Source organism: Streptomyces sp. NPDC059861 (assembly GCF_042731435.1).
GTDB lineage: Bacteria > Actinomycetota > Actinomycetes > Streptomycetales > Streptomycetaceae > Streptomyces.
Window position 1 is genome coordinate 221665 of record NZ_JBHWJQ010000005.1, and the last position, 26171, is coordinate 247835.

The 26171-nt window shown below is 72.7% G+C and carries 20 protein-coding genes and 1 pseudogene; 13 read left to right on the plus strand and 8 right to left on the minus strand.

Annotated elements, in window-relative coordinates; translation table 11 throughout:
* Window positions 1–19: 19 nt before the first annotated feature.
* Window positions 20–1750 (minus strand): helix-turn-helix domain-containing protein, encoded by a 1731-nt coding sequence (locus ACFV6X_RS06785; RefSeq protein WP_385378660.1) that lies wholly within the window; start codon window positions 1748–1750, stop codon window positions 20–22.
* Between the two features lie 186 nt (window positions 1751–1936).
* On the opposite strand from ACFV6X_RS06785, the gene ACFV6X_RS06790 reads away from it, so the two are divergent.
* The 7 genes and pseudogenes from ACFV6X_RS06790 (at window position 1937) to ACFV6X_RS06820 (ending at window position 12995) form a co-directional block, all read left to right on the plus strand.
* The gene (locus ACFV6X_RS06790; protein ID WP_385378662.1) at window positions 1937–3397 is read left to right on the plus strand and encodes a sodium:solute symporter; all 1461 of its coding nucleotides are present in this window, start codon (window positions 1937–1939) and stop codon (window positions 3395–3397) included.
* 83 nt (window positions 3398–3480) lie between these two features.
* Window positions 3481–4455 carry an agmatinase gene (gene speB / locus ACFV6X_RS06795; protein WP_196462551.1) on the plus strand — a complete coding sequence of 325 codons (975 nt, stop codon included), beginning with the start codon at window positions 3481–3483 and terminating at the stop codon, window positions 4453–4455.
* A complete protein-coding gene (locus tag ACFV6X_RS06800; protein WP_385378665.1) occupies window positions 4452–6152 on the plus strand; it encodes a thiamine pyrophosphate-binding protein in 1701 nt (566 codons plus the stop codon). Before speB ends, ACFV6X_RS06800 begins: the two co-directional genes overlap by 4 nt.
* Before the next feature lie 132 nt (window positions 6153–6284).
* Window positions 6285–7187, plus strand: a pseudogene (locus ACFV6X_RS06805) (esterase-like activity of phytase family protein).
* A gap of 90 nt (window positions 7188–7277) precedes the next feature.
* Window positions 7278–10982: an ABC transporter ATP-binding protein gene (locus ACFV6X_RS06810; RefSeq protein ID WP_385378668.1), complete on the plus strand. Its 3705-nt coding sequence runs from the start codon at window positions 7278–7280 to the stop codon at window positions 10980–10982.
* Between the two features lie 147 nt (window positions 10983–11129).
* On the plus strand, window positions 11130–11492 hold the full coding sequence (locus tag ACFV6X_RS06815) for a hypothetical protein (protein ID WP_385378671.1): 363 nt from the start codon (window positions 11130–11132) through the stop codon (window positions 11490–11492).
* 84 nt (window positions 11493–11576) lie between these two features.
* Window positions 11577–12995 (plus strand): S28 family serine protease, encoded by a 1419-nt coding sequence (locus ACFV6X_RS06820; RefSeq protein ID WP_385378674.1) that lies wholly within the window; start codon window positions 11577–11579, stop codon window positions 12993–12995.
* Between the two features lie 26 nt (window positions 12996–13021).
* On the opposite strand, the gene ACFV6X_RS06825 is transcribed toward ACFV6X_RS06820, so the two are convergent.
* The 3 genes from ACFV6X_RS06825 to ACFV6X_RS06835 form a co-directional block, all read right to left on the minus strand.
* Complete coding sequence (locus ACFV6X_RS06825) at window positions 13022–13645, minus strand: hypothetical protein (RefSeq protein WP_385378677.1); 624 nt, start codon at window positions 13643–13645, stop codon at window positions 13022–13024.
* A 125-nt stretch (window positions 13646–13770) separates the two neighbouring features.
* Window positions 13771–15603: a glycoside hydrolase family 3 protein gene (locus tag ACFV6X_RS06830; RefSeq protein ID WP_385378680.1), complete on the minus strand. Its 1833-nt coding sequence runs from the start codon at window positions 15601–15603 to the stop codon at window positions 13771–13773.
* 433 nt (window positions 15604–16036) lie between these two features.
* Complete coding sequence (locus ACFV6X_RS06835) at window positions 16037–16945, minus strand: LysR family transcriptional regulator (RefSeq protein ID WP_385378683.1); 909 nt, start codon at window positions 16943–16945, stop codon at window positions 16037–16039.
* Between the two features lie 91 nt (window positions 16946–17036).
* Here ACFV6X_RS06835 and ACFV6X_RS06840 point away from each other — a divergent pair, with 91 nt between their 5' ends.
* Together ACFV6X_RS06840 and aroA are read left to right on the plus strand one after the other, a co-directional pair.
* Window positions 17037–17951 carry an EamA family transporter gene (locus ACFV6X_RS06840; RefSeq protein ID WP_385378686.1) on the plus strand — a complete coding sequence of 305 codons (915 nt, stop codon included), beginning with the start codon at window positions 17037–17039 and terminating at the stop codon, window positions 17949–17951.
* Window positions 17952–17955: 4 nt separating this feature from the next.
* Window positions 17956–19191: a 3-phosphoshikimate 1-carboxyvinyltransferase gene (aroA, locus tag ACFV6X_RS06845; RefSeq protein ID WP_385378689.1), complete on the plus strand. Its 1236-nt coding sequence runs from the start codon at window positions 17956–17958 to the stop codon at window positions 19189–19191.
* Window positions 19192–19229: 38 nt separating this feature from the next.
* On the opposite strand, the gene ACFV6X_RS06850 is transcribed toward aroA, so the two are convergent.
* The 4 genes from ACFV6X_RS06850 to ACFV6X_RS06865 all read right to left on the minus strand — a co-directional run bounded on the left by ACFV6X_RS06850 (window position 19230) and on the right by ACFV6X_RS06865 (window position 22280).
* Window positions 19230–20030, minus strand: coding sequence for a sugar phosphate isomerase/epimerase family protein (locus ACFV6X_RS06850; RefSeq protein ID WP_385378691.1), 801 nt, complete (start codon window positions 20028–20030; stop codon window positions 19230–19232).
* A gap of 71 nt (window positions 20031–20101) precedes the next feature.
* Entirely contained in the window at window positions 20102–21034 is a 933-nt protein-coding gene (locus ACFV6X_RS06855) for a GNAT family N-acetyltransferase (RefSeq protein ID WP_385378694.1), read from the minus strand.
* Window positions 21035–21152: 118 nt separating this feature from the next.
* Window positions 21153–21752 carry a dihydrofolate reductase family protein gene (locus ACFV6X_RS06860; protein ID WP_385378697.1) on the minus strand — a complete coding sequence of 200 codons (600 nt, stop codon included), beginning with the start codon at window positions 21750–21752 and terminating at the stop codon, window positions 21153–21155.
* Window positions 21753–21848: 96 nt separating this feature from the next.
* On the minus strand, window positions 21849–22280 hold the full coding sequence (locus tag ACFV6X_RS06865; RefSeq protein ID WP_385378700.1) for a nuclear transport factor 2 family protein: 432 nt from the start codon (window positions 22278–22280) through the stop codon (window positions 21849–21851).
* A 183-nt stretch (window positions 22281–22463) separates the two neighbouring features.
* Here ACFV6X_RS06865 and ACFV6X_RS06870 point away from each other — a divergent pair, with 183 nt between their 5' ends.
* The 4 genes from ACFV6X_RS06870 (at window position 22464) to ACFV6X_RS06885 (ending at window position 26077) form a co-directional block, all read left to right on the plus strand.
* The gene (locus ACFV6X_RS06870; RefSeq protein ID WP_385378704.1) at window positions 22464–23081 is read left to right on the plus strand and encodes a hypothetical protein; all 618 of its coding nucleotides are present in this window, start codon (window positions 22464–22466) and stop codon (window positions 23079–23081) included.
* A 127-nt stretch (window positions 23082–23208) separates the two neighbouring features.
* Window positions 23209–23433 (plus strand): ferredoxin, encoded by a 225-nt coding sequence (locus ACFV6X_RS06875; RefSeq protein WP_385378756.1) that lies wholly within the window; start codon window positions 23209–23211, stop codon window positions 23431–23433.
* Window positions 23423–24811, plus strand: coding sequence for an NAD(P)/FAD-dependent oxidoreductase (locus ACFV6X_RS06880; protein ID WP_385378707.1), 1389 nt, complete (start codon window positions 23423–23425; stop codon window positions 24809–24811). The genes ACFV6X_RS06875 and ACFV6X_RS06880 overlap by 11 nt, the downstream gene beginning before the upstream one ends.
* A gap of 24 nt (window positions 24812–24835) precedes the next feature.
* Entirely contained in the window at window positions 24836–26077 is a 1242-nt protein-coding gene (locus ACFV6X_RS06885) for a cytochrome P450 (protein WP_385378710.1), read from the plus strand.
* Window positions 26078–26171: the final 94 nt, after the last annotated feature.

Sequence of the window (26171 nt, forward strand, 5' to 3'; positions counted from 1 at the left end):
GTGGGTCACTCACCCGGGGTCACAGCTGCCGCAGCGCGAACCACAGCTCCATCCGCACGTCCGGATCGTCCACGTCCACCTCCAGCAGCGCGGCACACCGGGTGATCCGCTGCCGGACGGTGTTGCGGTGCACCGACAGGGCGACGGCGGTGCGGTCCCAACTGCCGTGCAGCGACAGCCAGGTGCGCAGGGTGTCGGTGAGGGCGGTGTTGCCCGCCACGGGGCCCAGCAGCGCGCGGGCGTACGCCTCCGCCTCGCCGCCCGGCACCAGGTCCGCCAGCGCCTGCCGGCCGCCGTGCCGTACCAGCGCCGTGCGGGTGGCCCGGGCGCGGGCCAGCGCACGGGCCGCCTGGGTGTCCGCGGCCGGCCACTCCCGCGGGCCGGCGGAGGCGCTGACGCCCAGGGTCCAGCCGGGTTGCGGGGCCGGTTCACGATCGGCGGGCAGCAGGACGCGTACGACGTCCTTGGCGACGTCCACCAGCGGCGAGCCCAGCGCCGCGCCGAGCGCCGAGGCGGCGACCGGGTCGGGGGCGTGCGCGTCCGGCCGCGCGTGCACGACCAGCCACCGCTCGGCCCCGAGCAGCGGAGCCACCGTCTCCGGCCCGGCCCCCAGCAGCAGCCGCACCAGCGCGGAGGAGCGCGCGGCGCCCGCGCCGCTGTGGTGCTCGCCGGTGAGGAGGGAGAGCAGCACGGAGGCGACGGAGGCGATCGCGTGATCGGCGGGTTCACGCTGGGGGGCGGCGATCCCGAGCACGAACCCCTGCCCGGCCCCGAGGGCGTAGGCGGAGAGGTGCGTACCACCGACAGCGTCGGCGGCGGACGAGGGAGCGGGGCGGGAGGGGGATGTCGGCGGTGGGGCGGTGCGCGGAGGGCTGGTGGTGGCGGGTGCGGTGGGGCGTGTGGGCGGCGTGGCCGCTGGGGTCGTGCGCGGAGAGCTGGTGGTCGGTGGGGCGGAGTGGGTGGCGCTGGTGGGCGGTGGGGTCGTGCGTGGCGTGCCCGTCTGCGGGGGCCCGGGGTGGGTGGCGGTTGGCGGTGGGGTGCCTCGCGGGGTGGCAGGCGGCGTGTGAGTGGTCCGGCTCTCGGCGGGTGACGGGCGGTCGGTGCCCGGGCGTACCACCGCCGTCAGTTCCTCCAGGGCCCGTCGTGCCTCGTCCGAAGGGGGCCTGCCCGCGGTGGCGATCCGGGCGCCGTCGGGGCCGTACAGCACCGCCCAGCCACTCACCCGCTGGGACAGCTGGCGCAGTACCGACGGCACCGGGTCCGGGCGGGCGGCGGCCGTGGCGAGGCTCTGCTGGGCCTCCGTCACCCGGCGCAGCTCGGTGAGCCGGGCCCGGGCGATCAGCTGCCAGACGGCGCGGGCGACGCCGGAGAAGGTGGTCCGGGGCGGGACCTCCAGCAGCGGCAGGCCGTATGCCTCGCAGGCCTCGACCAGCGCGCGCGGCACCGTGTCGTGCACCGGGGCCACCCCGAAGCCGAGGGCCGCGCCGCCCGCCGCGACGATCCGCGAGACGTAGTCGTCGAAGTACGTGCCCGACCCCGCCGCATCCGGAATGTGCACCCCGGCCGTGAGCAGCAGCTCGCCACCCAGCAGATACGGGTACGGATCGGACATCTCCGAGGTGTGCGCCCCGTGCAGCACGATTTCGGGACCGGACGGCCCGGCGATCTGGCGCAGCGCGAGGTCCTCCCTGGCCAGCAGGGCCGAGAGGGGAACCGCGGGAGTCGGAGGGAGGGCCGGTGTCTCGGACATGCTGTGTACGTTTCCTCCAGCCCGTTCCGCATGAATGGATGAAACGTACACTTCGCAGTCGCTTTCCGGCCACCTAAGGTCGGTCCAGACCGGCAGCCGCGGGTACGGGCGGATGTCCCCGCGCCGTCACACCGGACAACTCCCATCTGCACGACACGCCACCGAGAGTGCGCGAAGGAGGGCCCCATGGCCGTCGACTACATCGTGATCGTCGTCTATCTGGCCGGGATGCTGGCCATGGGCTGGTGGGGCATGCGCCGCGCCAAGTCGAAGAGTGAGTTCCTGGTGGCCGGCCGCCGCCTGGGCCCGGCCATGTACTCCGGCACCATGGCCGCGATCGTCCTCGGCGGCGCCTCCACCATCGGCGGCGTCGGCCTCGGCTACCAGTACGGCCTCTCCGGCGCCTGGATGGTCTTCACCATCGGCCTCGGCCTGCTGGCCCTGTCGATCTTCTTCTCCGCCCGTATCGCCCGCCTGAAGGTCTACACCGTCTCCGAGATGCTCGACCTGCGCTACGGCGGCCGGGCGGGCGTGATCTCGGGCGTGGTCATGTGGGCGTACACCCTCATGCTGGCGGTGACGTCGACCATCGCGTACGCCACGATCTTCGACGTCCTCTTCGACATGAACCGCACCCTCGCGATCGTCCTCGGCGGCTCGATCGTCGTCGCCTACTCGACCCTGGGCGGCATGTGGTCGATCACGCTGACCGACATGGTGCAGTTCGTGGTCAAGACGATCGGCGTGCTGCTGCTCCTGCTGCCGATCGCGGTCGTCAAGGCCGGCGGCTTCAGCGAGATGAAGGCCCAGCTGCCCACGGAGTACTTCGACCCCCTGGGCATCGGCGGCGAGACGATCTTCACATACGTCCTGATCTACACGTTCGGCATGCTGATCGGTCAGGACATCTGGCAGCGCGTCTTCACGGCCCGCGACGACAGGACGGCGAAGTGGGGCGGCACGGTCGCCGGCACCTACTGCCTGGCCTACGCGCTCGCCGGCGCCGTCATCGGCACCGCGGCCAAGGTGCTCTACCCGAACCTGGCCAGCGCGGACGACGCCTTCGCGACGATCGTCAAGGACGAACTCCCCGTCGGTGTGCGGGGCCTGGTGCTCGCCGCCGCCCTCGCGGCCGTGATGTCCACGTCCTCCGGCGCCCTGATCGCCTGCGCCACCGTCGCCAACAACGACATCTGGTCGCGGCTGCGGGGCCTGGTGCGCACCGCGGAGGAGGAGCACGACGAGGTCAAGGGCAACCGCGTCTTCATCCTGCTCATGGGCATCGCCGTGATCCTCACGGCGATCGCGCTCAACGACGTCGTGCAGGCGCTGACCGTGGCGTACAACCTGCTCGTCGGCGGTCTGCTGGTCCCGATCCTCGGCGGACTGCTGTGGAAGCGCGGCACGGTCCAGGGCGCGCTCGCGGGCGTCGGGGTCGGCGGCATCTCCGTGGTCGTCCTGATGGCCACCAACGGCATCCTCGCCAACGAGCCCATCTACTACGGCCTGCTGGCCTCCCTCGCCGCCTACGTGATCGTCTCGCTGGCCACCCCGGCCACGGACGCCGCCGTGCTCGCCGCCTGGCGCGAGCGGCTCGCCGGGCAGGCGCCCGAGCCCGAGTCCGAGCCGGTCCCGGCCCACCGGTAAAGTCGTACGACAAGTAGTGCAAGCAGCGCATGTCGCATATGTGTTGCATACGCGATGAAGCGTGAGAGAGAAGGCAATTCCCGATGAGCAGCAACGAGACGCCGACACCCCGCGGCCCCGTCGACTCGTCCCGCGTCCCGCGGTACGCCGGCCCCGCGACCTTCGCCCGGCTGCCCCGCCTCGACGAGGTCGGCACCGCCGACGTCGCCGTCGTGGGTGTGCCGTTCGACTCGGGCGTCTCGTACCGGCCGGGCGCCCGCTTCGGCGGCAACGCGATCCGCGAGGCGTCCCGGCTGCTGCGGCCGTACAACCCGGCGCAGGACGCCTCTCCGTTCGCCCTCGCCCAGGTCGCGGACGGCGGCGACATCGCCGTGAACCCGTTCAACATCAACGAGGCCGTGGAGACCGTCGAGGCGGCGGCCGACGACCTGCTCGGCACCGGCGCCCGCCTGATGACGCTGGGCGGCGACCACACGATCGCCCTGCCGCTGCTCCGCTCGGTGGCCAAGAAGCACGGCCCGGTGGCGCTGCTGCACTTCGACGCCCACCTCGACACGTGGGACACGTACTTCGGCGCCGAGTACACGCACGGCACGCCGTTCCGCCGCGCGGTGGAGGAGGGCATCCTCGACACCTCGGCGCTCTCCCACGTCGGTACGCGCGGCCCGCTGTACGGCAAGCAGGACCTGACCGACGACGAGAAGATGGGCTTCGGCATCGTCACCTCCGCGGACGTCTACCGCCGGGGCGCCGACGAGGTCGCCGACCAGCTGCGTCAGCGCATCGGCGACCGTCCGCTGTACATCTCCATCGACATCGACTGCCTCGACCCGGCGCACGCGCCCGGCACGGGCACCCCCGAGGCCGGTGGCATGACCTCCCGCGAGCTGCTGGAGATCCTGCGCGGTCTGGCATCGTGCAACCTGGTGTCGGCCGACGTCGTCGAGGTGGCCCCCGCGTACGACCACGCGGAGATCACGTCGGTGGCGGCCTCCCACACGGCGTACGAACTGACCACGATCATGTCCCGCCAGATTGCCGAGGCGCGCGCGAAGTGACTCACGACCACGACCTGGTACTCCGTCCGACGGCCGCGCAGATCACGGCGGCCCTGAACCCGCCGCCCGGGCGCAACGGCGGAGACCTGGTCGTGGAGACACTGGCCGGGCTCGGCGCGACGACGGTCTTCGGCCTGCCCGGTCAGCACGCGCTCGGCATGTTCGACGCGCTGCGGCGGTCCGACCTGCGGTACATCGGGCTGCGGGTGGAGAACAACGCCGGTTTCGCGGCGGACGCGTACGGCCGGATCACCGGCGAGGCGGCGCCGCTGCTGCTGTCGACGGGACCGGGGGCGCTGACCTCGCTGGCCGCGCTCCAGGAGGCGGCGGCGGCCTCGGCGCCCGTGCTGGCGATCAGCAGCCAGATCCCGACGGCCGGCCTGGGCGGCGGCCGGCACGGCTATCTGCACGAACTGCCCGACCAGGCAGCCTCGTTCCGGGGCGTGGTGAAGTCGGTCCACACCGTACGCACCCCGTCCCAGATCCCCTCCGCCGTCGCCGCGGCCTGGAAGTCGGCCCTGACCGCCCCGCACGGGCCGGTGTGGGTGGAGATCCCGCAGGACGTGCTGCTGGCCGAGACGTCGATCCCGGTCGTGACGGGTGGCGACGCCTTCCCCGAGGAACTGCCGCCACGCCCCGAACTCACCGCTGTGGCGGCCGACCTGCTCTCGAACGCGGCCCGCCCGGCGATCATCGCGGGCGGCGGAGTGGTCCGGGCCGACGCCTCGAAGAAGCTCCGTCAGCTGGCGGAGGCCCTCCAGGCACCGGTCGTCACGACCCCCGGCGGCAAGGGCGCCTTCCCCTGGACCCACCCGCTGTCGCTCCAGTCCTGGATCGAGGACCGGCACACCACGGACTTCCTGGAGGACGCGGACGTACTCCTCGTCGTCGGCTCGGGCCTCGGCGAACTCTCCTCCAACTACCACACGTTCAAGCCGCGCGGCCGGGTCGTCCAGATCGAGGCCGACCTCGGCAAGCTCGAGTCCAACCACCCGGCGCTGGGCATCCACGCGGATGCGCGGCTGGCGTTGCAGGCGCTGCTGGAGACGGTGACGGAGCGGGCGGACCCGTCGGCGCCGGAGCGCGTACGTGCGGTCCTCGCGAAGGTCGCCGAGCGGATCGCCGCCCAGGAACTCACCCTGGAACAGGACGTGCTGGCGTGCGTCCGCCGGGCGCTGCCCGCCGACTCCCCGTCCTTCTGGGACATGACGATCCTGGCCTACTGGGCCTGGTCGGCCTTCGACCCCAAGGGCTCCAACACCATGCACTCCGCCCAGGGCGCCGGCGGCCTCGGCTACGGCTTCCCGGCGGCGCTGGGCGCGGCCGCCGCCGACCCGACCCGGCCGGTGCTGGCGGTGTCGGGGGACGGCGGCGCGCTGTACTCGATCGCCGAGCTGGCGACGGCCCGGCAGTACGACCTGAACGTCACCTGGCTGATCGTCGACGACGGCGGTTACGGCATCCTGCGCGAGTACATGACCGACGCCTTCGGCCAGGCCACGGCGACGGAACTGACCCGTCCGGACTACGTGGCACTGGCGGAGTCCTTCGGTGTCCCGGGCGTCCGCACGACACCGGAGGCCCTGGAGGCCGACCTCACGAAGGCACTGACGTCACCGGGCCCGTCGGTGGTCGTACTCCCCGCCCTGCTGCGGATGTTCGCGGCTACGCATCTGGGCCATTCGGGCCAGGGGTGAACTGGTGACCCAATGGGGCGCCGCGCAGGGCCGGCTGGGCCGCCGTACGGGGTCGGAGGAGCCCGACCTCGCCGGTGTGCACGGCCTGCAGAGGCCGTCCCTCCGTCACCGGAGCGTCCTACGGTGACGCCCATGCGCCTGAGAACCGTGCGTACCGCACTCGCCGCCGTCACCGCCGGTCTCGCGGCGGCCGCCTGCCTGACCGCCACCGGGACGGCCCAGGCCGGGGGCAACTCGCGGGCCCGCCAGGCCTGTTCGCGCTGAACCCCCGGGCGCTCCAGCCGAAGCGCGGCACGCAGCTCGCCGTCGAGAGCGGTGCCGCCCTCGACTCCGAGGGGCTGGTCGTGGACCGGGACGGCACGTACCTCGTCTCCTCCGAGACCGAGCCCGCCGTACGGCGGCACTCCCACGACGGCAGGATCCTCGAAACGTCTTCCCGTCCCGGACGCCCTCCGCGTCGCCCCGGCGGGCCGCGCGGTCACCAACGGCACCTTCGAGGGCCTCACCCTCCTCCACGGCGGTCGCACCCTGCTCGCCTCCATGGAGTACGCGCTCGCCGGCGACACCGCGGGCATCGTCCGTCTCCAGACCTGGCAGCGGCACGGCGAGGGCGGCTTCCGGCTCGGCGCCCAGTACGCCTACCGCACCGACACCGGCCTGGGCGTCCCCGAGGTCACCGCGACCCCCGACGGCCGTCTCCTCGTCCTGGAACGCGGCTTCACCGCCTGCGTCGGCAACACCGTCCGCCTCTACCTGGCCGACCCGCGCCGCGCCACGGACACGTCCGGCATCGACACGCTGACCGGCCAGGACGACGTACGCCAGATCAGGGAAGACCCTGCTCGCGGACCTGGTGACTGTCCGTCACTGGGAGCGACGGCCAAGCAGCCGCAGCCTGATCCGCTGCCGGACGACATCGAGTCCATGACCGTCACCGGCAGGTCGAAGGGCCGCCTGAACGTCCTCCTGGCCAGTGACGACAACGAGAACGCCGCGCGGACGACCCGGTTCCACTCCTTGCGGGTGCGTCTTTGATCACGTCCTCGGCTTGTCGCGGCGGGATGAAAACGGCGCCCGTCCGCGTTGGTGCCTTGCGGTAGATCAGGACGATCGGAGGGCACCCGCGTGGGACCGCAACGGGGATGGGCACGACGGCTGTGGGGCTACGCCTGGCGCTATCCGAAGGACGTGGTCCTGGCCCTCGGCTCGTCGCTGGCCGGCATGGCCGTCATGGCCCTCGTCCCCCTGATCACCAAGGTGATCATCGACGACGTGGTCGGCGACAGGACCCGCGCCATGGCGCCCTGGGCCGCCCTGCTCATCGGCGCCGCCCTCCTCGTCTACGTCCTCACCTACATCCGCCGCTACTACGGCGGCCGGGTCGCCCTCGACGTCCAGCACGACCTGCGGACGGACATGTACGGGACGATCACCCGGCTCGACGGCCGGCGGCAGGACGAGCTGTCCACCGGGCAGGTCGTCGGCCGGGCCACCAGCGACCTCCAGCTGATCCAGGGCCTGCTCTTCATGCTCCCGATGACCATCGGGAACCTCCTGCTCTTCGTGATCTCCCTGGTGATCATGGCGTGGCTGTCACCGCCGCTCACCCTGGTCGCGCTGGCCGTCGCCCCCGCCCTCTGGTTCGTCGCCAAGCGCAGCCGCACCAAGCTCCACCCGGCGACCTGGTACGCCCAGGCCCAGGCCGCCGCCGTCGCGGGCGTCGTCGACGGCGCCGTCACCGGCGTACGCGTGGTGAAAGGTTTCGGGCAGGAGGAACAGGAGACCGGCAAGCTCCGGGAGGTCGGCAGGAAGCTCTACGCCGGGCGCCTGCGCACCATCCGGCTGAACTCCAGGTACACCCCCGCCCTCCAGGCCGTCCCCGCCCTCGGACAGGTCGCGATGCTCGCCCTCGGTGGCTGGCTGGCCGTGCGCGGCCACATCACGCTGGGCACGTTCGTCGCCTTCTCGACCTACCTCGCCCAGCTCGTCGGCCCCGTCCGCATGCTCGCCGTGGTCCTCACCGTCGCCCAGCAGGCCCGCGCCGGCACCGAGCGCGTCCTGGAGCTGATCGACACCGAGCCGTCACTGCGGGACGGCACCCACGACCTCCCCGCCGACGCGCCCGCCACCGTCGAGTTCGACGACGTGTCCTTCGGCTACGACACCGGCAAGCCGGTGCTCGACAGTCTCACCTTCGAGATCCGCCCCGGCGAGACCCTCGCGGTCGTCGGCTCCTCCGGCTCCGGGAAGTCGACCGTCTCCCTCCTCCTGCCGCGCTTCTACGACGTCAGCCGCGGCGCCGTCCTCGTCGGCGGCCATGACGTCCGCGAACTCACCCTCGACTCGCTCAGGGCCGCGATCGGGCTGGTCCCCGAGGACTCGTTCCTCTTCTCGGACACGGTCCGCAACAACATCGCCTACGGTCATCCGGACGCCACCGACGCCGAGATCGAGGCCGCCGCCCGCGCCTCCCAGGCGGACCGTTTCATCCGGGAACTCCCGCACGGCTACGACACCACGGTCGGCGAGCACGGCCTCACCCTCTCCGGCGGCCAGCGCCAGCGCATCGCCCTCGCCCGCGCCCTGCTCACCGACCCGCGTCTGCTCGTCCTCGACGACGCCACCTCCGCCGTGGACGCCCGCGTCGAGCACGAGATCCACGAGGCGCTGGGGCACGTCATGGAGGGTCGTACGACCCTGCTGATCGCCCACCGGCGCTCCACGCTCAACCTCGCCGACCGCATCGCCGTCCTGGACGCCGGCCGGCTCGCCGACATCGGCACCCACGACGAGCTCCAGAAACGCTCGGCCCTCTACCGCCGTCTGCTCACCGACCCCGACGAACTCGGCGGCGTCTCCCCGGGCCACGCCCCGCCGGCCGTGCCCCGGGAGGACACCTCCGTCCGCGACGAGCTGGACGCCGAGTTCGACGCCGAACGCGGGGTCACGCCCCACCTGTGGACCGGTGACCGCGAACCCAAGGACGCCGCCCTGGCCGGCACCCCGGCCACCCCGGAGCTGCTCGCCCAGGTCGACGCCCTGCCCCCGGCCACCGACACCCCCGACATCGACGAGGCCCGCGCCGTGCGGTCCGAACGGTCGTACGGGCTGAAGCGGCTGCTGCGGGGCTTCGGCGCGCCCCTGCTGGTCAGCCTCGGCCTCGTCGCCGTCGACGCCGGCATGGGCCTGCTGCTGCCTGTGCTGATCCGGCACGGCATCGACAGCGGTGTCACGAAGGTCGCCCTCGGTGCCGTCTGGGCCGCCTCGCTGCTCGCCCTGGTCGCGGTGCTCGCCCAGTGGGTGGCGCAGATCGGCGAGACCCGGATGACCGGCCGCACCGGCGAACGCGTGCTCTACTCGCTGCGGTTGAAGATCTTCGCCCAGCTCCAGCGGCTCGGACTCGACTACTACGAGCGGGAGCTGACGGGCCGGATCATGACCCGGATGACCACCGACGTGGACGCGCTGTCGACGTTCCTGCAGACGGGCCTGGTCACCGCCTTCGTCTCCGTGGTCACCTTCTTCGGGATCATGGGCGCCCTGCTGGTGATCGACGTCCAGCTCGCGCTCGTCGTCTTCGCCACTCTCCCGCCGCTGATCATCGCCACGTACTTCTTCCGCAAGGCGAGCGTGAAGGCCTACGAACTCGCCCGCGAGCGGGTGTCGACGGTCAACGCCGACCTCCAGGAGACGGTCTCCGGGCTGCGGATCGTGCAGGCGTTCCGGCGCGAGGGGGACGGCGGGCGGCGGTTCGCCGAGCGCAGCGACAGCTACCGGCAGGCCCGCATACGCGGTCAGTGGCTGATCTCCGTCTACTTCCCCTTCGTGCAGCTCCTGTCGTCGGCCGCCGCGGCGGCCGTGCTCTGGGCGGGTGCCGGGCGGGTGGAGGCGGCCACCCTCACCACGGGCGCGCTGGTGGCCTACCTGCTCTACATCGACCTCTTCTTCGCCCCCGTCCAGCAGCTCTCCCAGGTCTTCGACGGCTACCAGCAGGCGTCCGTCTCGCTCGGCCGGATCCAGGAACTGCTGCGGGAGCCGACGTCGACGAAGTCCGCCGACGAACCCCGCGAAGTCCTCTCCCTGCGGGGCGACATCGCCTTCGAGGACGTGCACTTCTCCTACGGCGACGAGGAGGAGGCCCTCAGCGGCATCGACCTCACCGTCCCCGCCGGGCAGACCGTCGCGTTCGTCGGCGAGACCGGCGCGGGCAAGTCGACGCTGGTGAAGCTGGTGGCGCGGTTCTACGACCCGACCGCTGGCCGGGTCACCGTCGACGGCGCCGATCTGCGCGACCTCGACATCACCGCGTACCGGCACCGCCTGGGTGTGGTACCGCAGGAGGCGTACCTCTTCCCCGGCACCGTCCGTGACGCCATCGCCTACGGCCGTCCGGACGCCACCGACGCCGAGGTGGAGGCGGCGGCCCGCGCGGTCGGCGCGCACGAGATGATCGCGACACTGGAGGGCGGCTACCTCCACGAGGTCGCCGAACGCGGCCGCAACCTCTCCGCCGGGCAACGCCAGCTGATCGCGCTGGCCCGCGCCGAACTCGTCGACCCGGACGTCCTGCTCCTCGACGAGGCGACGGCCGCGCTGGACCTCGCGACCGAGGCACAGGTCAACCAGGCGACGGACCGGCTGGCCGGCCGCCGCACGACGCTCGTGGTCGCCCACCGCCTGACCACCGCCGCCCGTGCGGACCGGGTCGTGGTGATGGACCACGGCCGCGTGGTGGAGGACGGCACCCACGACGAACTGCTCCGACGCGGCGGAACGTACGCCGCGCTGTGGCGGACCTTCGTCGGCGAGGAGGAGCCCGCGGTGGCCTGACGCCGGCGGGTGTGCGGAGCGTGAGGGCACCGTAGGCGTCCGAGGTCTGCGCAACCATCGGGCGTACGTCGTGCGTCCGTACATCCGTACGTCGATCCGAGGGGCGCGGAGGCTACGACTGTGGACACGGGTGCGATACGACGTCGGATGGCGCTCGGCGTGGCCCTGCTGACCGCGTCCGGACTGCTGGCACTCGCCGCACCGGCGGACGCGCGGGCGGCGGCGTCCACCTGCGCCGGACGCAAGGTCAGGACGCTGCCGTTCGCCACCGGCGCCGTGCACGTCTACAAGCGCGGTGGGTACGTCTGCGCCGTCACGCTCCCCAAAGACCCCGGCCCCAAGCGGTCGATGTCGGTCAGCGTGCAGGCGCGCGGCAACCGCCCGGTCGTCGACGAGGGTCGGTACGCCCACCGCGCAGGCCCGGTGACCGTGCACGCCGGGCAGCGCTGCGTGTGGGTGAAGGGCGCGGTGGGCCGCGGGTCGGTCAGCTCCGGCTGGATACTGTGCTGACCTGCTGATACGCCAACCACCCTGGTGCACAGGTGTGTTGCTCCGATAGCTTCCGGCGCACATCTGTTCTTACAGGGAGGGTGCATGCGCAAGGCGCTCAGATGGCTGCTCGCGCTCACCGTGCTCATAGGCACGCTGAGCACGGCGGGGGCGGCCACCGCGGCCCAGCCGGAGGCCACCGACATCAAGGACCGGTTGCTCTCCATACCCGGGATGAGCCTGATCGAGGAGAAGCCGTACCCCGGCTACCGCTTCTTCGTCCTCAACTACGCACAGCCGGTCGACCACCGCAAGCCCTCCAGGGGCACGTTCCAGCAGCGGATCACCGTGCTGCACAAGGACGCCTCGCGGCCGACGGTCTTCTACACCGGCGGCTACAACGTCTCCACCACCCCGAGCCGCCGCGAGCCGACCCAGATCGTGGACGGCAACCAGGTCTCCATGGAGTACCGCTTCTTCACGCCGTCCCGGCCCAGCCCGGCCGACTGGACCAAGCTGGACATCTGGCAGGCGGCCAGCGACCAGCACCGCGTCTTCACGGCGCTGAAGCGGATCTACTCCAAGAACTGGATCTCCACGGGCGGTTCGAAGGGCGGCATGACCGCCACGTACTACGAGCGCTTCTACCCCCGTGACATGGACGGCGTCGTCGCCTACGTCGCGCCCAACGACGTCGTGAACGACGAGGACACGGCGTACGACCGCTTCTTCGCCGGCGTCGGTACCAAGGAGTGCCGTCACCGGCTGAACGGCGTGCAGCGCGAGGCCCTGGTGCGCCGGGAGCCGCTGGAGCAGCGGTACCAGGCGTACGCGGCCGAGAACGGCTACACCTTCGACACCGTGGGCAGCCTCGACAAGGCGTACGAGGCGACCGTCCTCGACTACGTCTGGGGCTTCTGGCAGTACAGCCTGCTGTCCGACTGCGGCACCGTCCCGGCGGACGCGAAGAACGCGACCGACGAGGAGATCTGGAACTCCATCGACACGATCGCCGGGTTCTCCTTCTACACCGACCAGGGCCTGGAGCCGTACACGCCGTACTACTACCAGGCGGGCACGCAGCTCGGCGCGCCGACGATCGTCTTCCCGCACATCGAGAAGAAGTACGTCCGGTACGGCTATCTGCCGCCGCGGTACTTCGTGCCGCGCTCGATCCCGATGGAGTTCCGGGACGGCGCCATGAAGGACGTCGACAGCTGGGTCCGCCACAACGCGCGGCACATGCTCTTCGTCTACGGCGAGAACGACCCGTGGGGCGCCGAGCGGTTCCGCCTCGGCAACGGCGCGCGTGACTCCTACGTCTTCACCGCGCCGGGCGCCAACCACGGCGCCAACGTGGCCGGTCTGCAGGAGAAGCAGAAGGCGCTGGCCACGGCCAGGATCCTGAAGTGGGCCGGAGTGGCGTCCACCGCGGTCGAGGCCGACCCGGCGGTTGCCGAGCCGCTGGCCAAGTACGACGCCCGGCTCGACAAGCGGGGCGCGGAACGGACGCTGCGTCCGTAACCCCGGTGCTGTGCCCGCCCGTCGCCCTACACCGGGCGGGCACAGCCGACCGGGCGGGCGCCGCCCAGCTGGACGTACAGGGCGGTGGCCGCCGGGCAGCCGGAGCGCGCGGCGACGGCCTCCGTCACCTGGAACTCCGGCTTCTCGCGGCCCCCGCCGTCGCACGCCGTCTCGCGCACCTTCCCGCCCCCGGCGTCGTGGACACAGTCCCCGACGATCGTGCGCGGCCCCCCGCCGCCGCCCGGGTCGCCGGGATGCGGCGGCTGGAGCGCGCGCATGCATGCGTAGCCCGCGGGGACGGCGCCGTCGCCGTCCTCGTCGGGGGAGAGCCGCTGCTCACTGATGTGCAGCACGAAGTCGGTTGTCCCGGGGCAGGGCGGACCGTCACCCGCCCGGCCGGCGTGTCGCGCCACGACCCGCGCGGCGGCGCGCTCGCCGGCACAGGGGACCTCGGTGAAGCTGGTCGTACCGAACGAACTGCACTCGTCGACGGCGAGGAACACCGCCCCGAACCCGGAGGCGGCGGCCGGCGCCGTCGGACCACCGGGGCCCGGGCCGCGCTCCGCCGCGGGGCCCTGACAGCCCAGCAGCAGGCCCGCGAGCACAATGCCCGCACACCGTTTTCGCCGCGTGGTCCGCCGCATGGTCATTCCCCCCACCCCGTCCAGCGTGACCCGCCGCAGCGGGCACACGCCAGACACACAGCGCGCTTTGCGCCTGTTTGGGGGTGGTACGCCGGGTGCGTGGCGTACCGCACCCTACGTCCGGTCGACGCCTAGTACGACAGCCCGTGCCCGACCGGATACAGCACACGCCCCGGATCGTCCGCCCGCTGCACCGGCACCGGCAGTTTGCCGCGCGGCCGTACCTTCCCGGCGATGACCCGTGCCGCCGCCCGCACCTCCACGTCCGTCCAGGAGTAGGACGCCAGATAACCGCGGACGCCCGGCAGATGGGCCACGTCGTACGGGTTGCGGACGGCCACCGCGACCACCGGCTTCCCGGTCGCCAGCAACCGCTCGACCAGCGTCCTCTGCGAGCTGGTCGCCGTGACGTTGTACGTCCCCACGACCACCGCGTCCACGTCCTGCGCGGCCGCCACGGCCTGGTCGACGACCGCCGCGGAGGGTGCCGTGCCGGTGGACAACGCCCTTGCCGAGAAGCCGAGTTCGCTCAGCGCGGTCGCGAGGACGCCGGTGGGCGGGCCGGTCGTGCCGGACGGCGAGGCCGGGTCGGCGCCGACGACGAGCAGCCGGGGGTGCTCGCGCCGGGACAGCGGCAGCAGGTCGCCCTCGTTGACGAGCAGGGTCGTCGTCCGCTCGGCGATCCGGTCGGCCTCCGCGAGGTGGGCCCGGGTGCCGACCGCGCGGTCGACACCCCGCGCGCTGACGTACGGCGCCTCGAACAGACCGAGCTTCGCCTTCAGTCGCAGCACCCGCAGGATCGATTCGTCGAGCCGTTCCTCGGTGAGCTCGCCGTCCTGTACGGCCTTCAGGACCGCGTTCCAGGCGACGTCCAGCTTGGGCGGGTTGAGGAGCTGGTCCACGCCCGCCTTCAGCGCCAGCACCGGCACCCGGTCGTCGCCGTACTTCGTGCGGACGCCCTCCATGCCGAGCGAGTCGGTGACCACGACACCGTCGTAGCCAAGTTCCTCACGCAGGATGCCGGTGAGGATCGGGTGGGAGAGGGTCGCCGGGTCGCCGGACGAGTCGAGCGCCGGGACCATGATGTGCGCGGTCATGATCGAGTCGATGCCGGCCTCGATCGCCGCCCGGAACGGGGGCGCGTCGATCGTCCCCCACTCCTCGCGGGTGTGCTCGATGACCGGGAATCCGTAGTGGCTGTCCACCGCGGTGTCGCCGTGGCCGGGGAAGTGCTTGGCGGTCGCGGCGACGTCCGCGCGCTGGTACCCGGTGACCTCCGCCGCGACCAGGTCGGCGACCGCGCCCGGGTCGGCGCCGAAGGAGCGCACGCCGATGACCGGGTTGGCCGGGTTGACGTTGACGTCGGCGACGGGGGAGTAGTCCTGCCTGACGCCCATCGCGCGCAGTTCCTCGCCGGCGATCCGGCCGAGGGTGCGGGCGTCGGCGCGCGAACGGCCGGCGCCGAGGGCCATCGCGCCCGGGAAGAGCGTCGCGGGCCTGCCCACGCGGGCCACTATCCCGTGCTCCTGGTCCGTGGAGACGAGCACGGGCAGTCCGCGGGGGAGGTCGAGGGAGGCCTTCTGGATGCCGTTCGACAGGTCCGCGATCTGGTGCGGGGTACGGGTGTTGTGGGCCCAGGTGAAGTAGATGATGCCGCCGAGGCGGTACTTGGCGAGCAGTTCGGCGGCCGTGCGGACGCCGAGTTCGCTGAGGTTGGCGTCGATGTCGGCCTGGTCGGGGGCGGTGGCGGAGTGGCCGTAGACACGGGAGACGAAGAGCTGGCCGACCTTCTCCTCCAGGCTCATCCGGGAGATGAGCTGTCGAAGGCGCCTGTCCTCGCCGGCGTGCGCGGTGCTCTGCCCGACCGTCAGGGCGACGGTGACGCCGGCGGTGGCGGCGAGAACCGTTCGTCTGGAGGGTGCGGCAGCGGTGTTTCCTGCGCCTGGCGTGCTGGTGTGGTGCACGTGCGCTCCTTCCGGAGGAGATCGCTGAAGGAAACTTCCAAAGAGCCACCAATATCCGGGAAGTTTCTGCCGGTCAAGGGGACGCACAGCCCTGCCCACGGAGGGGCCGCCATCGGCGCATGGAGGGGGGCGCGCCGATGACGGCGGGCCGCCGACCGGGTTGCGCCGGAGAGGGTGGTCGCAACACGGGGACCCATCCGGCGGCCGTGCGCGTCGGACGGGCGACGCGCGGGACGGGTTCCCCCTGCGGGAGGCCGGCCTGGGGTGGACCCCGGGCGCCGGCGCGCGCAGGCCCGGCGCTCCGCCGACCGCGGCCGGCGGCACATGTGCACGCGGTGACACGGGAGTTGACCGGCCGCCGTTCGAGCACGTCACGACCAGGGCGTCCCGTCTCTGGCCAGGGCCGGCGTGCCAAGGCCGTTGGCCCCAGGGCCTACCGGTCCGACACCCCCGGCCAGTGGGCCTGCAACGTCCGCACCGTCTCCGCGATCGCCGGTCGGCGGGCCGCGCCCTCGCGCCAGAGGGCGTAGAGGTGGCGGACCGGGAGGGGGTCCAGGGGGACCTCCACCACGCCCTGCGGGAGCGGGCCCCGGCCCAGGCGGGGGATGAGGGCCACGCCCAGGCCCGCCGCGACCAGGGCCACCAGCGTCGGGTTCTCCTCCGCCGTGTGGACGATGTCCGGCTCGTGACCGACCGAGCGCAGGGTGCGGAGCAGCCAGTCGTGGCAGACCCGGCCGGGCGGCTGGCAGACCCAGCGCTCGTTGCCCAACTCCTCCCGCCGCACGGCCTTTCGGGTCGCGAAGAGGTGGTCCTCAGGGACCAGCAGGTCGCACAGGTCGTCGCCGATCGCCGCCTGTTCCACGCCCGCCGGGGCGGGCAGCGGCGCGATGTCCCAGTCGTGGGCGACCGCGAGGTCGATCGCGCCCTTCGCGACCAGGTCGACCGACAGATGGGGGTCGACCTCGGTCAGCCGGGCGTCCAGGGCAGGGTGGCGCTTGGCGAGATCGGCGAGGACCGGCGGCAGCAGCCCTCGCGCCGCCGACGGGAACGCCGCCACGGTCAGGCGGCCGGCCGGCAGCCCGCGCCGCTCCTCCAGGTCCGTTTCCGCCCGCTCCACGATCGCCAGCAACTCCGCCGCCGTCGCGACGAGTTGGTGTGCCTCGTCGGTCAGGCGCACCCCCCGCCCCTCCCGCTCCAGCAGTACCGTCCGCGTCTCCCGCTCCAGCTTGGCGATCTGCTGGGACACGGCCGACGGGGTGTAGCCGAGTGCGACGGCGGCGGCTCCGACCGTGCCGTGCACGGAGACGGCGTGCAGGGCCCGCAGCCGCTGGAGGTCGAGCATGACCCACCCCTCCATCGATTAGCTTTGCTTCATCCAATCATGCAGCAAGCATCGCTGGTGCTACATCGTCGGCCCGGGTGATCCTCGACGTATGCGACCCGCCCACGTCCTTCTCGCCGTCCTTGTCGCCGCCGTCTGGGGCGTCAACTTCACCGTCATCGAGATCGGCCTCGACCACTTCCCGCCCCTCCTCTTCTCCGCCCTGCGCTTCCTTGTGGCGGCGGTCCCCGCCGTCTTCCTCGTGGGCCGCCCGAAGGTGGCCTGGAAGTGGATCGTGGCGGTGGGACTGGTCCTGGGAGTGGCGAAGTTCGGGCTGCTGTTCGTGGGGATGGACGCCGGGATGCCGGCCGGTCTGTCGTCGCTGGTGCTCCAGGTGCAGGCGGTGTTCACCGCTCTGATCGCCTTCCTGGTCCTGGGCGAACGGCCCACCGCCATCAGGACGTCGGGCATGCTCGTCGCGCTCGCGGGCATCGGCGTCGCCGCCGTCGACGAGGGCACCTCCGGCCCTCTGACCGCCTTCGTCCTCGTCATCGCGGCCGCCGCCTGCTGGGGCGCCTCCAACGTCCTCACCCGCAAGGCCGCCGCCCCGGAGGCCCTCAACTTCATGGTGTGGGTGAGCACCGTCCCCGTCCTGCCCCTCCTCGCCCTGTCCCTCCTCCTGGAGGGCCCCACGCGGGACTACGACGCCCTGCGCGCGCTCGACTGGCAGGGCGCCGGCACCGTCGTCTACGTCGCCTGGATCACCACGGTGTTCGGCTTCGGCGCCTGGGGCTGGCTGCTGCGCCGTCATCCGGCCTCCACCGTCGCGCCCTTCTCGCTGCTGGTGCCGGCCTTCGGGATGACGTCGGCGGCGGTGTTCCTCGGCGAGTCGATGACACCACTGCGTTGGTGCGCGGCGGCGCTGCTGGTGGGCGGAGTGGCCCTCACGTCGGTTACGCCCCGGCGATCTTTGGCGGTCCATCCCGTGGACGACGCGGCGCGCCGGGTGGACGTGGGCCGATCATGAGGGCATGCCCGTAGTCGACATCCCCGGTTCCAAGTCCCTCACCGCCCGCGCCCTGTTCCTCGCGGCGGCGGCCGACGGCGTCACCACCCTGCGCCGGCCGCTCCGGTCGGACGACACCGAGGGCTTCGCCGAAGGCCTCACCCGGCTCGGCTACCGGGTGGGCCGCACTCCGGACATCTGGCAGATCGACGGCCGGCCGCAGGGCCCTCCGGCCACCGAGGCCGACGTCTTCTGCCGCGACGGCGCGACCACGGCCCGCTTCCTGCCCGCGCTGGCCGCCACCGGCCACGGCACCTACCGCTTCGACGCCTCACCCCAGATGCGCCGCCGCCCCCTGCTGCCCCTCACCCGGGCCCTGCGCGACCTCGGCGTCGACCTGCGCCACGAGGAGGCGGAGGGCCACCACCCGCTGACCGTCCGGGCGGCGGGCGTCGAGGGCGGCGAGGTGACGCTGGACGCCGGTCAGTCCTCCCAGTACCTGACGGCCCTGCTCCTGCTGGGCCCGCTGACCCGGCGCGGACTGCGCATCGAGGTCACCGACCTGGTCTCCGCCCCGTACGTCGGGATGACGCTCGCGATGATGCGGGCGTTCGGGGTGGAGGTGCGCCGGGAGGGCGATGTCTTCGTCGTCCCGTCCGGCGGCTATCGCGCCACGACGTACGCGATCGAACCGGACGCCTCCACGGCCGGCTGCTTCTTCGCCGCCGCCGCGCTGACCGGCGGTGAGGTGACGGTCCCCGGGCTGGGCACGGGGGCACTCCAGGGTGACCTGGCCTTCGTGGACGTACTGCGGCGGATGGGCGCGCAGGTGGAGGTCGGCGCGGACCGCACCACGGTCCGGGGCACGGGCCGCCTCGACGGCCTCACGGTCACCATGCGGGACATCTCCGACACCATGCCCACCCTGGCGGCGATCGCCCCCTTCGCCTCGGGGCCGGTGCGCATCGAGGACGTGGCCAACACCCGCGTGAAGGAGTGCGACCGCCTGGAGGCGTGCGCGGAGAACCTGCGGAGGCTGGGGATCGAGGTCGCCACCGGCCCGGACTGGATCGAGATCCGGCCGGGCCGGCCGGAGCCCGCCGACATCAAGACCTACGGCGACCACCGCATCGTGATGTCCTTCGCGGTGACCGGCCTGCGGGTGCCGGGGATCACGTACGACGACCCGGACTGCGTACGGAAGACCTTCCCCGGCTTCCACGAGGCGTTCGCCGCCCTGCGCGACCGCCTGCCCGGCTGACCGCGCCGTGGGCCGACGCGGCGGCCGCGCAGGGCCGTTCAGGCCGAGTCGTTGAGCAGGCGTGCCAGGTGGTCGCGGCCCGCGTCCAGCAGGCCGGGCAGCGGGGCCGCGTCCTCGTGCCAGCGCTTCTCGTACTCCCAGCACAGCCAGCCGTCCCAGCCCTGCCGTGAGAGCAGCTCCACGGTCTCGGCGATCGGGAGCACTCCGGCGCCCAGTGGGAGCGGGGCCGTGTCCTCGACGGAGGCGATGTCCTTGACCTGGACGTAGCCGAGGTGCGGGGAGAGGGCCGCGTACGTCTCCGAGGGCTGCTCGCCGCCCAGCCAGGTGTGCATCGTGTCCCACAGGGCGCCCACCTGACGGTGGCCGACCAGGCCCAGGATCCGCATCGCGTCGGCGCCCGTGCGGTGCGAGTCATGGGTTTCGAGAAGGATGCGCACCCCCACGTCGCCCGCGTGCTCGGCCGCCGTGCCCAGGCGGCGCGCGGCGATCGCGTCGGCCTCCTCGGGACTCTGCTCCGCCGTGCCGCCGGGGAAGACCCGGACGTACGGTGCGCCCAGGTCACGGGCCAGGTCGAGGAGGGCGCGCAGCTCGGCGACGACGGGCTCGTCGTCACCCGGCGCGGCCACGCGCGTGTACCCGGCGACCCCGAGCAGCGTGATGCCGGACGCCTTGAACTCGGCGGCGGTATCCGTCCGTTCGGCGGCCCCGATGCCGGGATGCACCGGCTCCTCGGGGTGTGCGCGCAGCTCCACACCGTGGTAGCCGTGCTCGGTCGCGAGTCGGAGGACGTCCGGCACAGGGAGGCCGGGGACACCGAGGGTGGAGAACGCCAGCTTCATGCTTCCAGCTTCGTACACCTAAGCCCTTCCCGTCACTCCGGTGTCGCCGGCCCGTGGCGCGCGGGCCGCCGTCACTCCCTTGGTGCGCGCAGGTCCAGGCGCCAGTCCTGGCCGACCAGGTCCTTGCCGAACGAGCGGTGCGGCTTCTCGGCGACCAGCACGAAACCGTGCCGCTGGTAGACGCGGCGGGCGGCGGTCAGTACGTCGTTCGTCCACAGGACCAGGTCGCGGTAGCCCACCCCGCGCGCGAAGCCGACGACCGACCGCACCAGCCGGTCGCCGATGCCGAGACCGCGCGCGTCCGGCTCGACCAGGAGCAGCCGCAGCCGGGCGGTGGCCGGCGCCTCGTCCCGTACGCACATCACGCACCCCACCGGACGCCCGTCCAGCTCGGCGATCCACACCCGCTCCAGGTGCGGATCGTGGTCCTCCGCGAAGTCCGCGACGATCCGGGCGACCAGCCCCTCGTAGTCGGTGTTCCAGCCGTGCTCGGCGGCGTACAGCGCGGCGTTGCGCTGCACGATCCAGCCGAGGTCACCGGAGCCGGGCTCGCGCAGCACCACGTCCTCGGGGCGCGGTGTCCGGCCGGTGCCCAGGATGGCGCGCACCGTCCCCAGCGCCTCGGCGAGCCGCCCCCGCTCCTCGGGCGGCACACCGGCCAGCAGCGCCCCGACCGTCTGCCGTGCCCGCTCGTCGAGCAGGCCCGCGGCCTCCCGGCCGCGCGCGGTGAGGGTGATACGCCGACGGCGCGGATCCCGCTCCGAGGGCGCCCGCTCGATCAGCCCGTCCTGCTCGAACCTGTTCAGGATCCGGCTCAGATAACCGGCGTCCAGGTGGAGTTGGGTGCGCAGGTCGGCGGCGTCCGTACGCGTCGAGTGCGCGAGCTCGTACAGGACGCGGGACTCGGTGAGGGTGTAGGGCGCGTACAGGTGGCGGCCGTAGTCGAGGGCGCCGATGAGATGGGTGTAGAAGCGGTTGAAGGAGCGGATGTCCTGGACGGTCATGATCGGCCCCGGTCCGGGAGGGGCGGCCCGGTCGGCCGACCCGGATGGTTGACTCGGTCAGAGATGTCGCCGGGTCGAGCCTAGGCCGCCCTCCCCTTTCCCGTCCATGCCCCGGCGGCTACTGCCCGGCGGCCCGCCGGTAGACGCACACCTGGGCGCCCGCGTCCGAGGCGGTCGTGGAGACCAGCTCGAACGTGGTCTTCGTACCGCCGTCCGGGAAGATCGACTTTCCGCCGCCGAGCACCACCGGCATGACGATCAGCCGCAGCTCGTCCACCAGGCCCTCGCCCAGCAGCGTACGGGCGAGCGTCGGGCTGCCCATGACCAGCAGGTTCCCGCCCTCGGACGCGCTGAGCCCGCGCAGCTCGGCGACGGCCCCGGCGGCCGGGACGAGCAGGGTGTTGTCCCAGGCCTTGGTGTCGGCGTCACCGAGGGTGCCGCTGACGACGTACTTGCGGACGGAGTTCATCCGGTCGGCGAACGGGTCCCCCGCCCGCTCCGGCCACGCCCCGGCCATCGTCTGCCAGGTCCGTCGCCCGAACAGCAGGGCGTCGGCCCCCTCCAGCGCCGCGTCGAAGGCCCCGCCGACGATCTCCGGGTCGAAGAAGGGGTGCGTCCACCCGCCGTGGGCGAACCCGCCGTCGGTGTCCTCCTGGGGGCCGCCGGGCGCCTGGACGACGCCGTCGAGGCTGATGAACTCACTGATGACGATGGGCATGGGTGGCTCCTGCTGTCCGGGTCGGTCGGGGACGGAACTGCACTGAAGACCGCGGACCGGCCCGGAACTCATCGCCCGTGGGGCGATCAGTCCGGTTCACCCGACGACGGGCGGCCGCCCCTGCGTCCACACGGGCCGCACCGCCATCCGGCTGAACCGCCAGCCGTCCGGCGTACGCCGCGCCTCGGCGTCGAACCGCCCCCCGACGGTGAACAGGGCCCCGTCCTCGTGGACATGGGTCATATGGGCGTTCCAGGAGACGTCGGCCCGGTCGCCCTCGGCGTCGACGAGGATCCCGGACGCCATGTGCTGCGTCCGCACGAACCGCTCGACCGCCTCCGCCGCGAGCCGCTCGACCGCAGCGAGGCCCTCGGCGGCGCCGACGGGTGTCTCCATCCGTACGTCCTCGGTGGCGAGGGCGCCCATCGTGCCCGGTACGAACTCGCGGGCGTCGAGGGCCCGGAAGAGGCGGTGGACGAGGACGGGGACGAGGGTGTGGACGTCCTGGGACGCGTGGTGATCGCTCATGCGACGAGCGTCGTACGTCAACCGCGCTTGAGGTCAAGCGCGGGCCGCCGGCCCTCTCGCGGCCGACGCGGCCCGGTGGCGGGAGCGCGCGGATTGCTGCTGTCTGTACGAAGGAAGGGCAGAGGTCCGGGCGACGGGGGACGGACGTCTGCGCGAAGGAGGACAGGCAGAGAGCGAGGAACGATGCGGCAGAAGCACGAGCGCCTCGGGACACCCCGGGCCGCCGGGATCGCCGGGGTCCTGTTCGCGCTCCTGATGGCCGCGGCGATCGTCCTGGTGCGCCTCGCCCTGCCCGGCGGGGCCGGCGGCACCGAGGTCACCGTCGACGCCGGGCAGCGCAGCGCCGTACAGACGGCGCTGGCGCTCCTGCCGTTCGCCGGGATCGCCTTCCTGTGGTTCATGGGAGCGCTGCGCGAGCAGGCGGGTGCCGGGGAGGACCGGTTCGTGTCCACCGTGTTCCTGGGCAGCGGACTGGTCTTCGTCGCCATGCTGTTCGGCAGCGGGGCGGCGGCCGGGACCGTGCTCGACGACCCGCAGCAGCACTCGACGTTCGGCCGCCACTTCGCCTACACCCTGCTGACCACGTACGGGCTGCGCATGGCGGCGGTCTTCATCTTCACGACCTCGACCATCGGCCACCGGCTCGGCGTCCTTCCGCGCCCCCTCGTCGTCCTCGGCTATCTCGTCGGCCTGGTGCTGCTCGTGGTGGGGGCGAACCTGCCCTGGTCCGAACTGGTCTTCCCGGCCTGGGCGCTGATCGTCAGCCTGAACGTCCTGTGGGGCAGGCGGCCCGCGGGCTGACACCTGTGCCGGGCCCTGAGCAGGGGGCGGAGTTCACTCCGACGGACCACTCCTCGTCGCCGTACCCCGCCGACGCGCCGAGGATGGGGGCACGGGGGCCGGGCCGTTGGAGAGGACCAATCCCTTGGTGAGGCTTGTCGTCGACCTGAACCGCTGTCAGGGATACGCCCAGTGCGCGTTCCTCGCACCCGAAGTCTTCGTCATGCACGGCGAGGAGGGGCTGCTCTACCACCCCGAGGCAGACGAGGCGCAGCGCGACAAACTCGCGCAGGCCGCAGCCGCCTGCCCCGTCCAGGCCATCCTCGTCGACGAGGTGGACGTACCCGTCGGGGCGGTCTCCGATGAACGCTGACGGATCCCTGGAAAGACTCAGACGCGACGGCCGCATCGTCGTCGTCGGCGCCTCGCTGGCGGGCCTGCGCGGCGCCGAGACCCTGCGCGAGAAGGGCTTCACCGGCTCCCTGACGATCATCGGTGACGAGCCCTACGAGCCGTACGACCGGCCCCCGCTGTCCAAGCAGGTGCTGCTGGGCCTGACCACCGCCGAGCGCACCGCACTGCCCAGGCGCCGGGACCTCGACGCGACCTGGCGGCTCGGCGTCCCGGCCACCGGCCTGGACATGGCCGCCCGGCGGGTACGGCTGGGCGACGGCGACGAGGTGCCGTACGACCGGCTGCTGATCACCACCGGGGTGCGGGCGCGGCCGTGGCCCCACCAGGCCGAGGCGGAACTCGACGGTGTCTTCGTGCTGCGCACCCGCGACGACGCCGCCCGGCTGGAGCGGCGGCTCGCCGAGGGCCCCAAGCGGGTCTTCGTGATCGGCGCCGGGTTCACCGGCTCGGAGATCGCCTCCGCCTGCCGCGAACGCGGCATCACCGTCACCGTCGCCGAGCGCGCCGGGGCGCCGCTGGTCGGCGCGCTCGGCGGAGTGGTCGGCGCGGTCGCCGCCGACCTCCAGCAGGAACACGGCGTGGACCTGCGGTGCGGGGTCATGGTGACCGCGCTGGAGGGCGACGCCTCGTGCCGGGTGCGGGCCGCGCACCTGTCCGACGGGTCCACCGTCGAGACCGACCTCGTGATCGTCTCCCTCGGCGCCACCCGCAACACCGAGTGGCTCGCCGGGTCCGGACTCGGGGCGGGCCCGCGCGGCATCGCCTGCGACGCCGGGTGCCGTGCCTTCGACGTCCGCGGCATCGTGACCGACGACATCTACGTCGCCGGCGACGTGGCGCGGTCCCCGCACGCCCTGTTCGGCTACCAGTTCCTGTCCCTCGAGCACTGGGGCAACGCCGTCCGCCAGGCCGAGATCGCGGCGCACAACATGCTCAGCGAGAGCGCCGACCGGCTGCCCCACCTGTGGGTGCCGGCCTTCTGGTCCTCGCAGTTCGGCGTGAACATCAAGTCGGTCGGGGTGCCGTCGCTGGGCACGGAGATCCTCATCTCGCAGGGCTCGCTCGCCGATCGGCGGTTCGTCGGTGTCTACGGCTACCAGGGGCGCGTCATCGGCGCGGTCGCCTTCGACCACGCCCGGTGGCTGCCGTTCTACCAGGAGCTGATCGAGACCACCGCCCCCTTCCCGCCGCCGTTCCCCACGGTCGGCCGGAGCCCGGGACAGCGTCCGATGGACGCGGACTTCCCCGACCCGTCGGTGCCCACGCACGGTCCCACGGTGACCCTCAGCGGATACTCGCCGGCCGACCGCCGGATCACGTTCACCCCCGCGCACTGACCCGCCCGGCCACGAGGACGCACGATGACGCCATCTCCGCTGCATCAGATCCTGGACTACTCCAACCGCGCCAACCCGTACCCCATCTACGAGGAGTTGCGGAAGACGCCGGTCCTCCACCAGGACGACGGGCCCTACGTCGTCAGCACCTACTACGAGATCCGCAGCCTCCTGCACGACCCCCGCATCAGCTCCGACGCCCGCAACCTGGGCTCGGCGGCGCACGACCCGCTGGCCGAGTCGTCGTCCGAGCAGGGGGACGGGGCGCTGCCGCCGAGCTTTCTGCGGCTCGACCCGCCCGAGCACGACCGGCTGCGGCGGATGACGAACCGGCCCTTCGGCCCGCCGCACTCCCCGCACCGGGTCGACGGTATGCGCGAGGAACTGCACGGCATCGTCTCCGGCCTCGTCGACGGCATCGCCGACCCCGGACGGATCGACCTGGTGGAGGACTTCTCGTACCCGTTCCCGGTGACCGTGATCTGCCGGCTCCTCGGCGTGCCGCGCGAGGACGAGCCGCGCTTCCACGGCTGGGCGGACACCATCGCCGCGAGCCTGGACCCCGATCCGGACGCGGACCCCGGCGAGCGCGGCAAGACGTCGCACGAGGCCCGTATGCAGCTCGGCATGTACCTGGCCGGCCTGGCCGAGGAGCGTCGCAAGCACCCCAGGAACGACATGATCTCCGCGCTGGCGTCGGCCGACGGCCCGGACGGCGCGATGACCACGATGGAGCTGCTCAGCACCGCGGCGCTGCTGCTGATCGCGGGGCACGAGACCACCGTCAACCTCGTCACCAACGGCATGCTGACCCTGCTGCGCAATCCGGACGTCCTGCGGCGGCTGCGGGCCGAGCCGCGGCTCGCCGTGCCCGTCGTCGAGGAGCTGCTGCGCTTCGAGCCGCCCGTGCAGCTGGTGCCGCAGCGCACGACCCTCGCCGACATCGAGATCCGCGGCGTCACCATTCCCAAGGGCGCCTCCCTCTGGCTGGTGCTCGCGTCCGGCAACCGCGACCCGCAGCGGTTCGAGGATCCGGACCGCTTCGACCCGGACCGCGGGGACATCCAGCACCTCGGGTTCGGCAGCGGCATCCACAGCTGCTTCGGCGCACCACTGGCCCGTCTGGAGGCCCAGCTGGCCCTTGCCGAACTGGCCCGCCGCCTGGAGAACCCCCGCCTGCTGGAGGACCCGCCCCCGTACCGCCGGAACGCCGTACTGCGCGGCCCCCGGCACCTGTCCATCGCCTGCGACGGGATCCGCCCCTGAGGGCGAGCAGGAGGCGCGGCCGCACCTACGGATGCGGACAGCCCCGGTCGCGGCCGTCCCTACGGAGTCGACCCGTGCCCCTCGGCGCGCCCTG

What these genes read in the sequence shown, in the direction of transcription:
- ACFV6X_RS06785 (WP_385378660.1), bottom strand. Translation starts at nt 1,750, where the DNA reads ATGTCCGAGACACCGGCCCTCCCTCCGACTCCCGCGGTTCCCCTCTCG.
- ACFV6X_RS06790 (WP_385378662.1), top strand. Translation starts at nt 1,937, where the DNA reads ATGGCCGTCGACTACATCGTGATCGTCGTCTATCTGGCCGGGATGCTG.
- speB (WP_196462551.1), top strand. Translation starts at nt 3,481, where the DNA reads ATGAGCAGCAACGAGACGCCGACACCCCGCGGCCCCGTCGACTCGTCC.
- ACFV6X_RS06815 (WP_385378671.1), top strand. Translation starts at nt 11,130, where the DNA reads ATGGCGCTCGGCGTGGCCCTGCTGACCGCGTCCGGACTGCTGGCACTC.
- ACFV6X_RS06820 (WP_385378674.1), top strand. Translation starts at nt 11,577, where the DNA reads ATGCGCAAGGCGCTCAGATGGCTGCTCGCGCTCACCGTGCTCATAGGC.
- ACFV6X_RS06825 (WP_385378677.1), bottom strand. Translation starts at nt 13,645, where the DNA reads ATGACCATGCGGCGGACCACGCGGCGAAAACGGTGTGCGGGCATTGTG.
- ACFV6X_RS06835 (WP_385378683.1), bottom strand. Translation starts at nt 16,945, where the DNA reads ATGCTCGACCTCCAGCGGCTGCGGGCCCTGCACGCCGTCTCCGTGCAC.
- ACFV6X_RS06840 (WP_385378686.1), top strand. Translation starts at nt 17,037, where the DNA reads ATGCGACCCGCCCACGTCCTTCTCGCCGTCCTTGTCGCCGCCGTCTGG.
- aroA (WP_385378689.1), top strand. Translation starts at nt 17,956, where the DNA reads ATGCCCGTAGTCGACATCCCCGGTTCCAAGTCCCTCACCGCCCGCGCC.
- ACFV6X_RS06850 (WP_385378691.1), bottom strand. Translation starts at nt 20,030, where the DNA reads ATGAAGCTGGCGTTCTCCACCCTCGGTGTCCCCGGCCTCCCTGTGCCG.
- ACFV6X_RS06855 (WP_385378694.1), bottom strand. Translation starts at nt 21,034, where the DNA reads ATGACCGTCCAGGACATCCGCTCCTTCAACCGCTTCTACACCCATCTC.
- ACFV6X_RS06860 (WP_385378697.1), bottom strand. Translation starts at nt 21,752, where the DNA reads ATGCCCATCGTCATCAGTGAGTTCATCAGCCTCGACGGCGTCGTCCAG.
- ACFV6X_RS06865 (WP_385378700.1), bottom strand. Translation starts at nt 22,280, where the DNA reads ATGAGCGATCACCACGCGTCCCAGGACGTCCACACCCTCGTCCCCGTC.
- ACFV6X_RS06870 (WP_385378704.1), top strand. Translation starts at nt 22,464, where the DNA reads ATGCGGCAGAAGCACGAGCGCCTCGGGACACCCCGGGCCGCCGGGATC.
- ACFV6X_RS06880 (WP_385378707.1), top strand. Translation starts at nt 23,423, where the DNA reads ATGAACGCTGACGGATCCCTGGAAAGACTCAGACGCGACGGCCGCATC.
- ACFV6X_RS06885 (WP_385378710.1), top strand. Translation starts at nt 24,836, where the DNA reads ATGACGCCATCTCCGCTGCATCAGATCCTGGACTACTCCAACCGCGCC.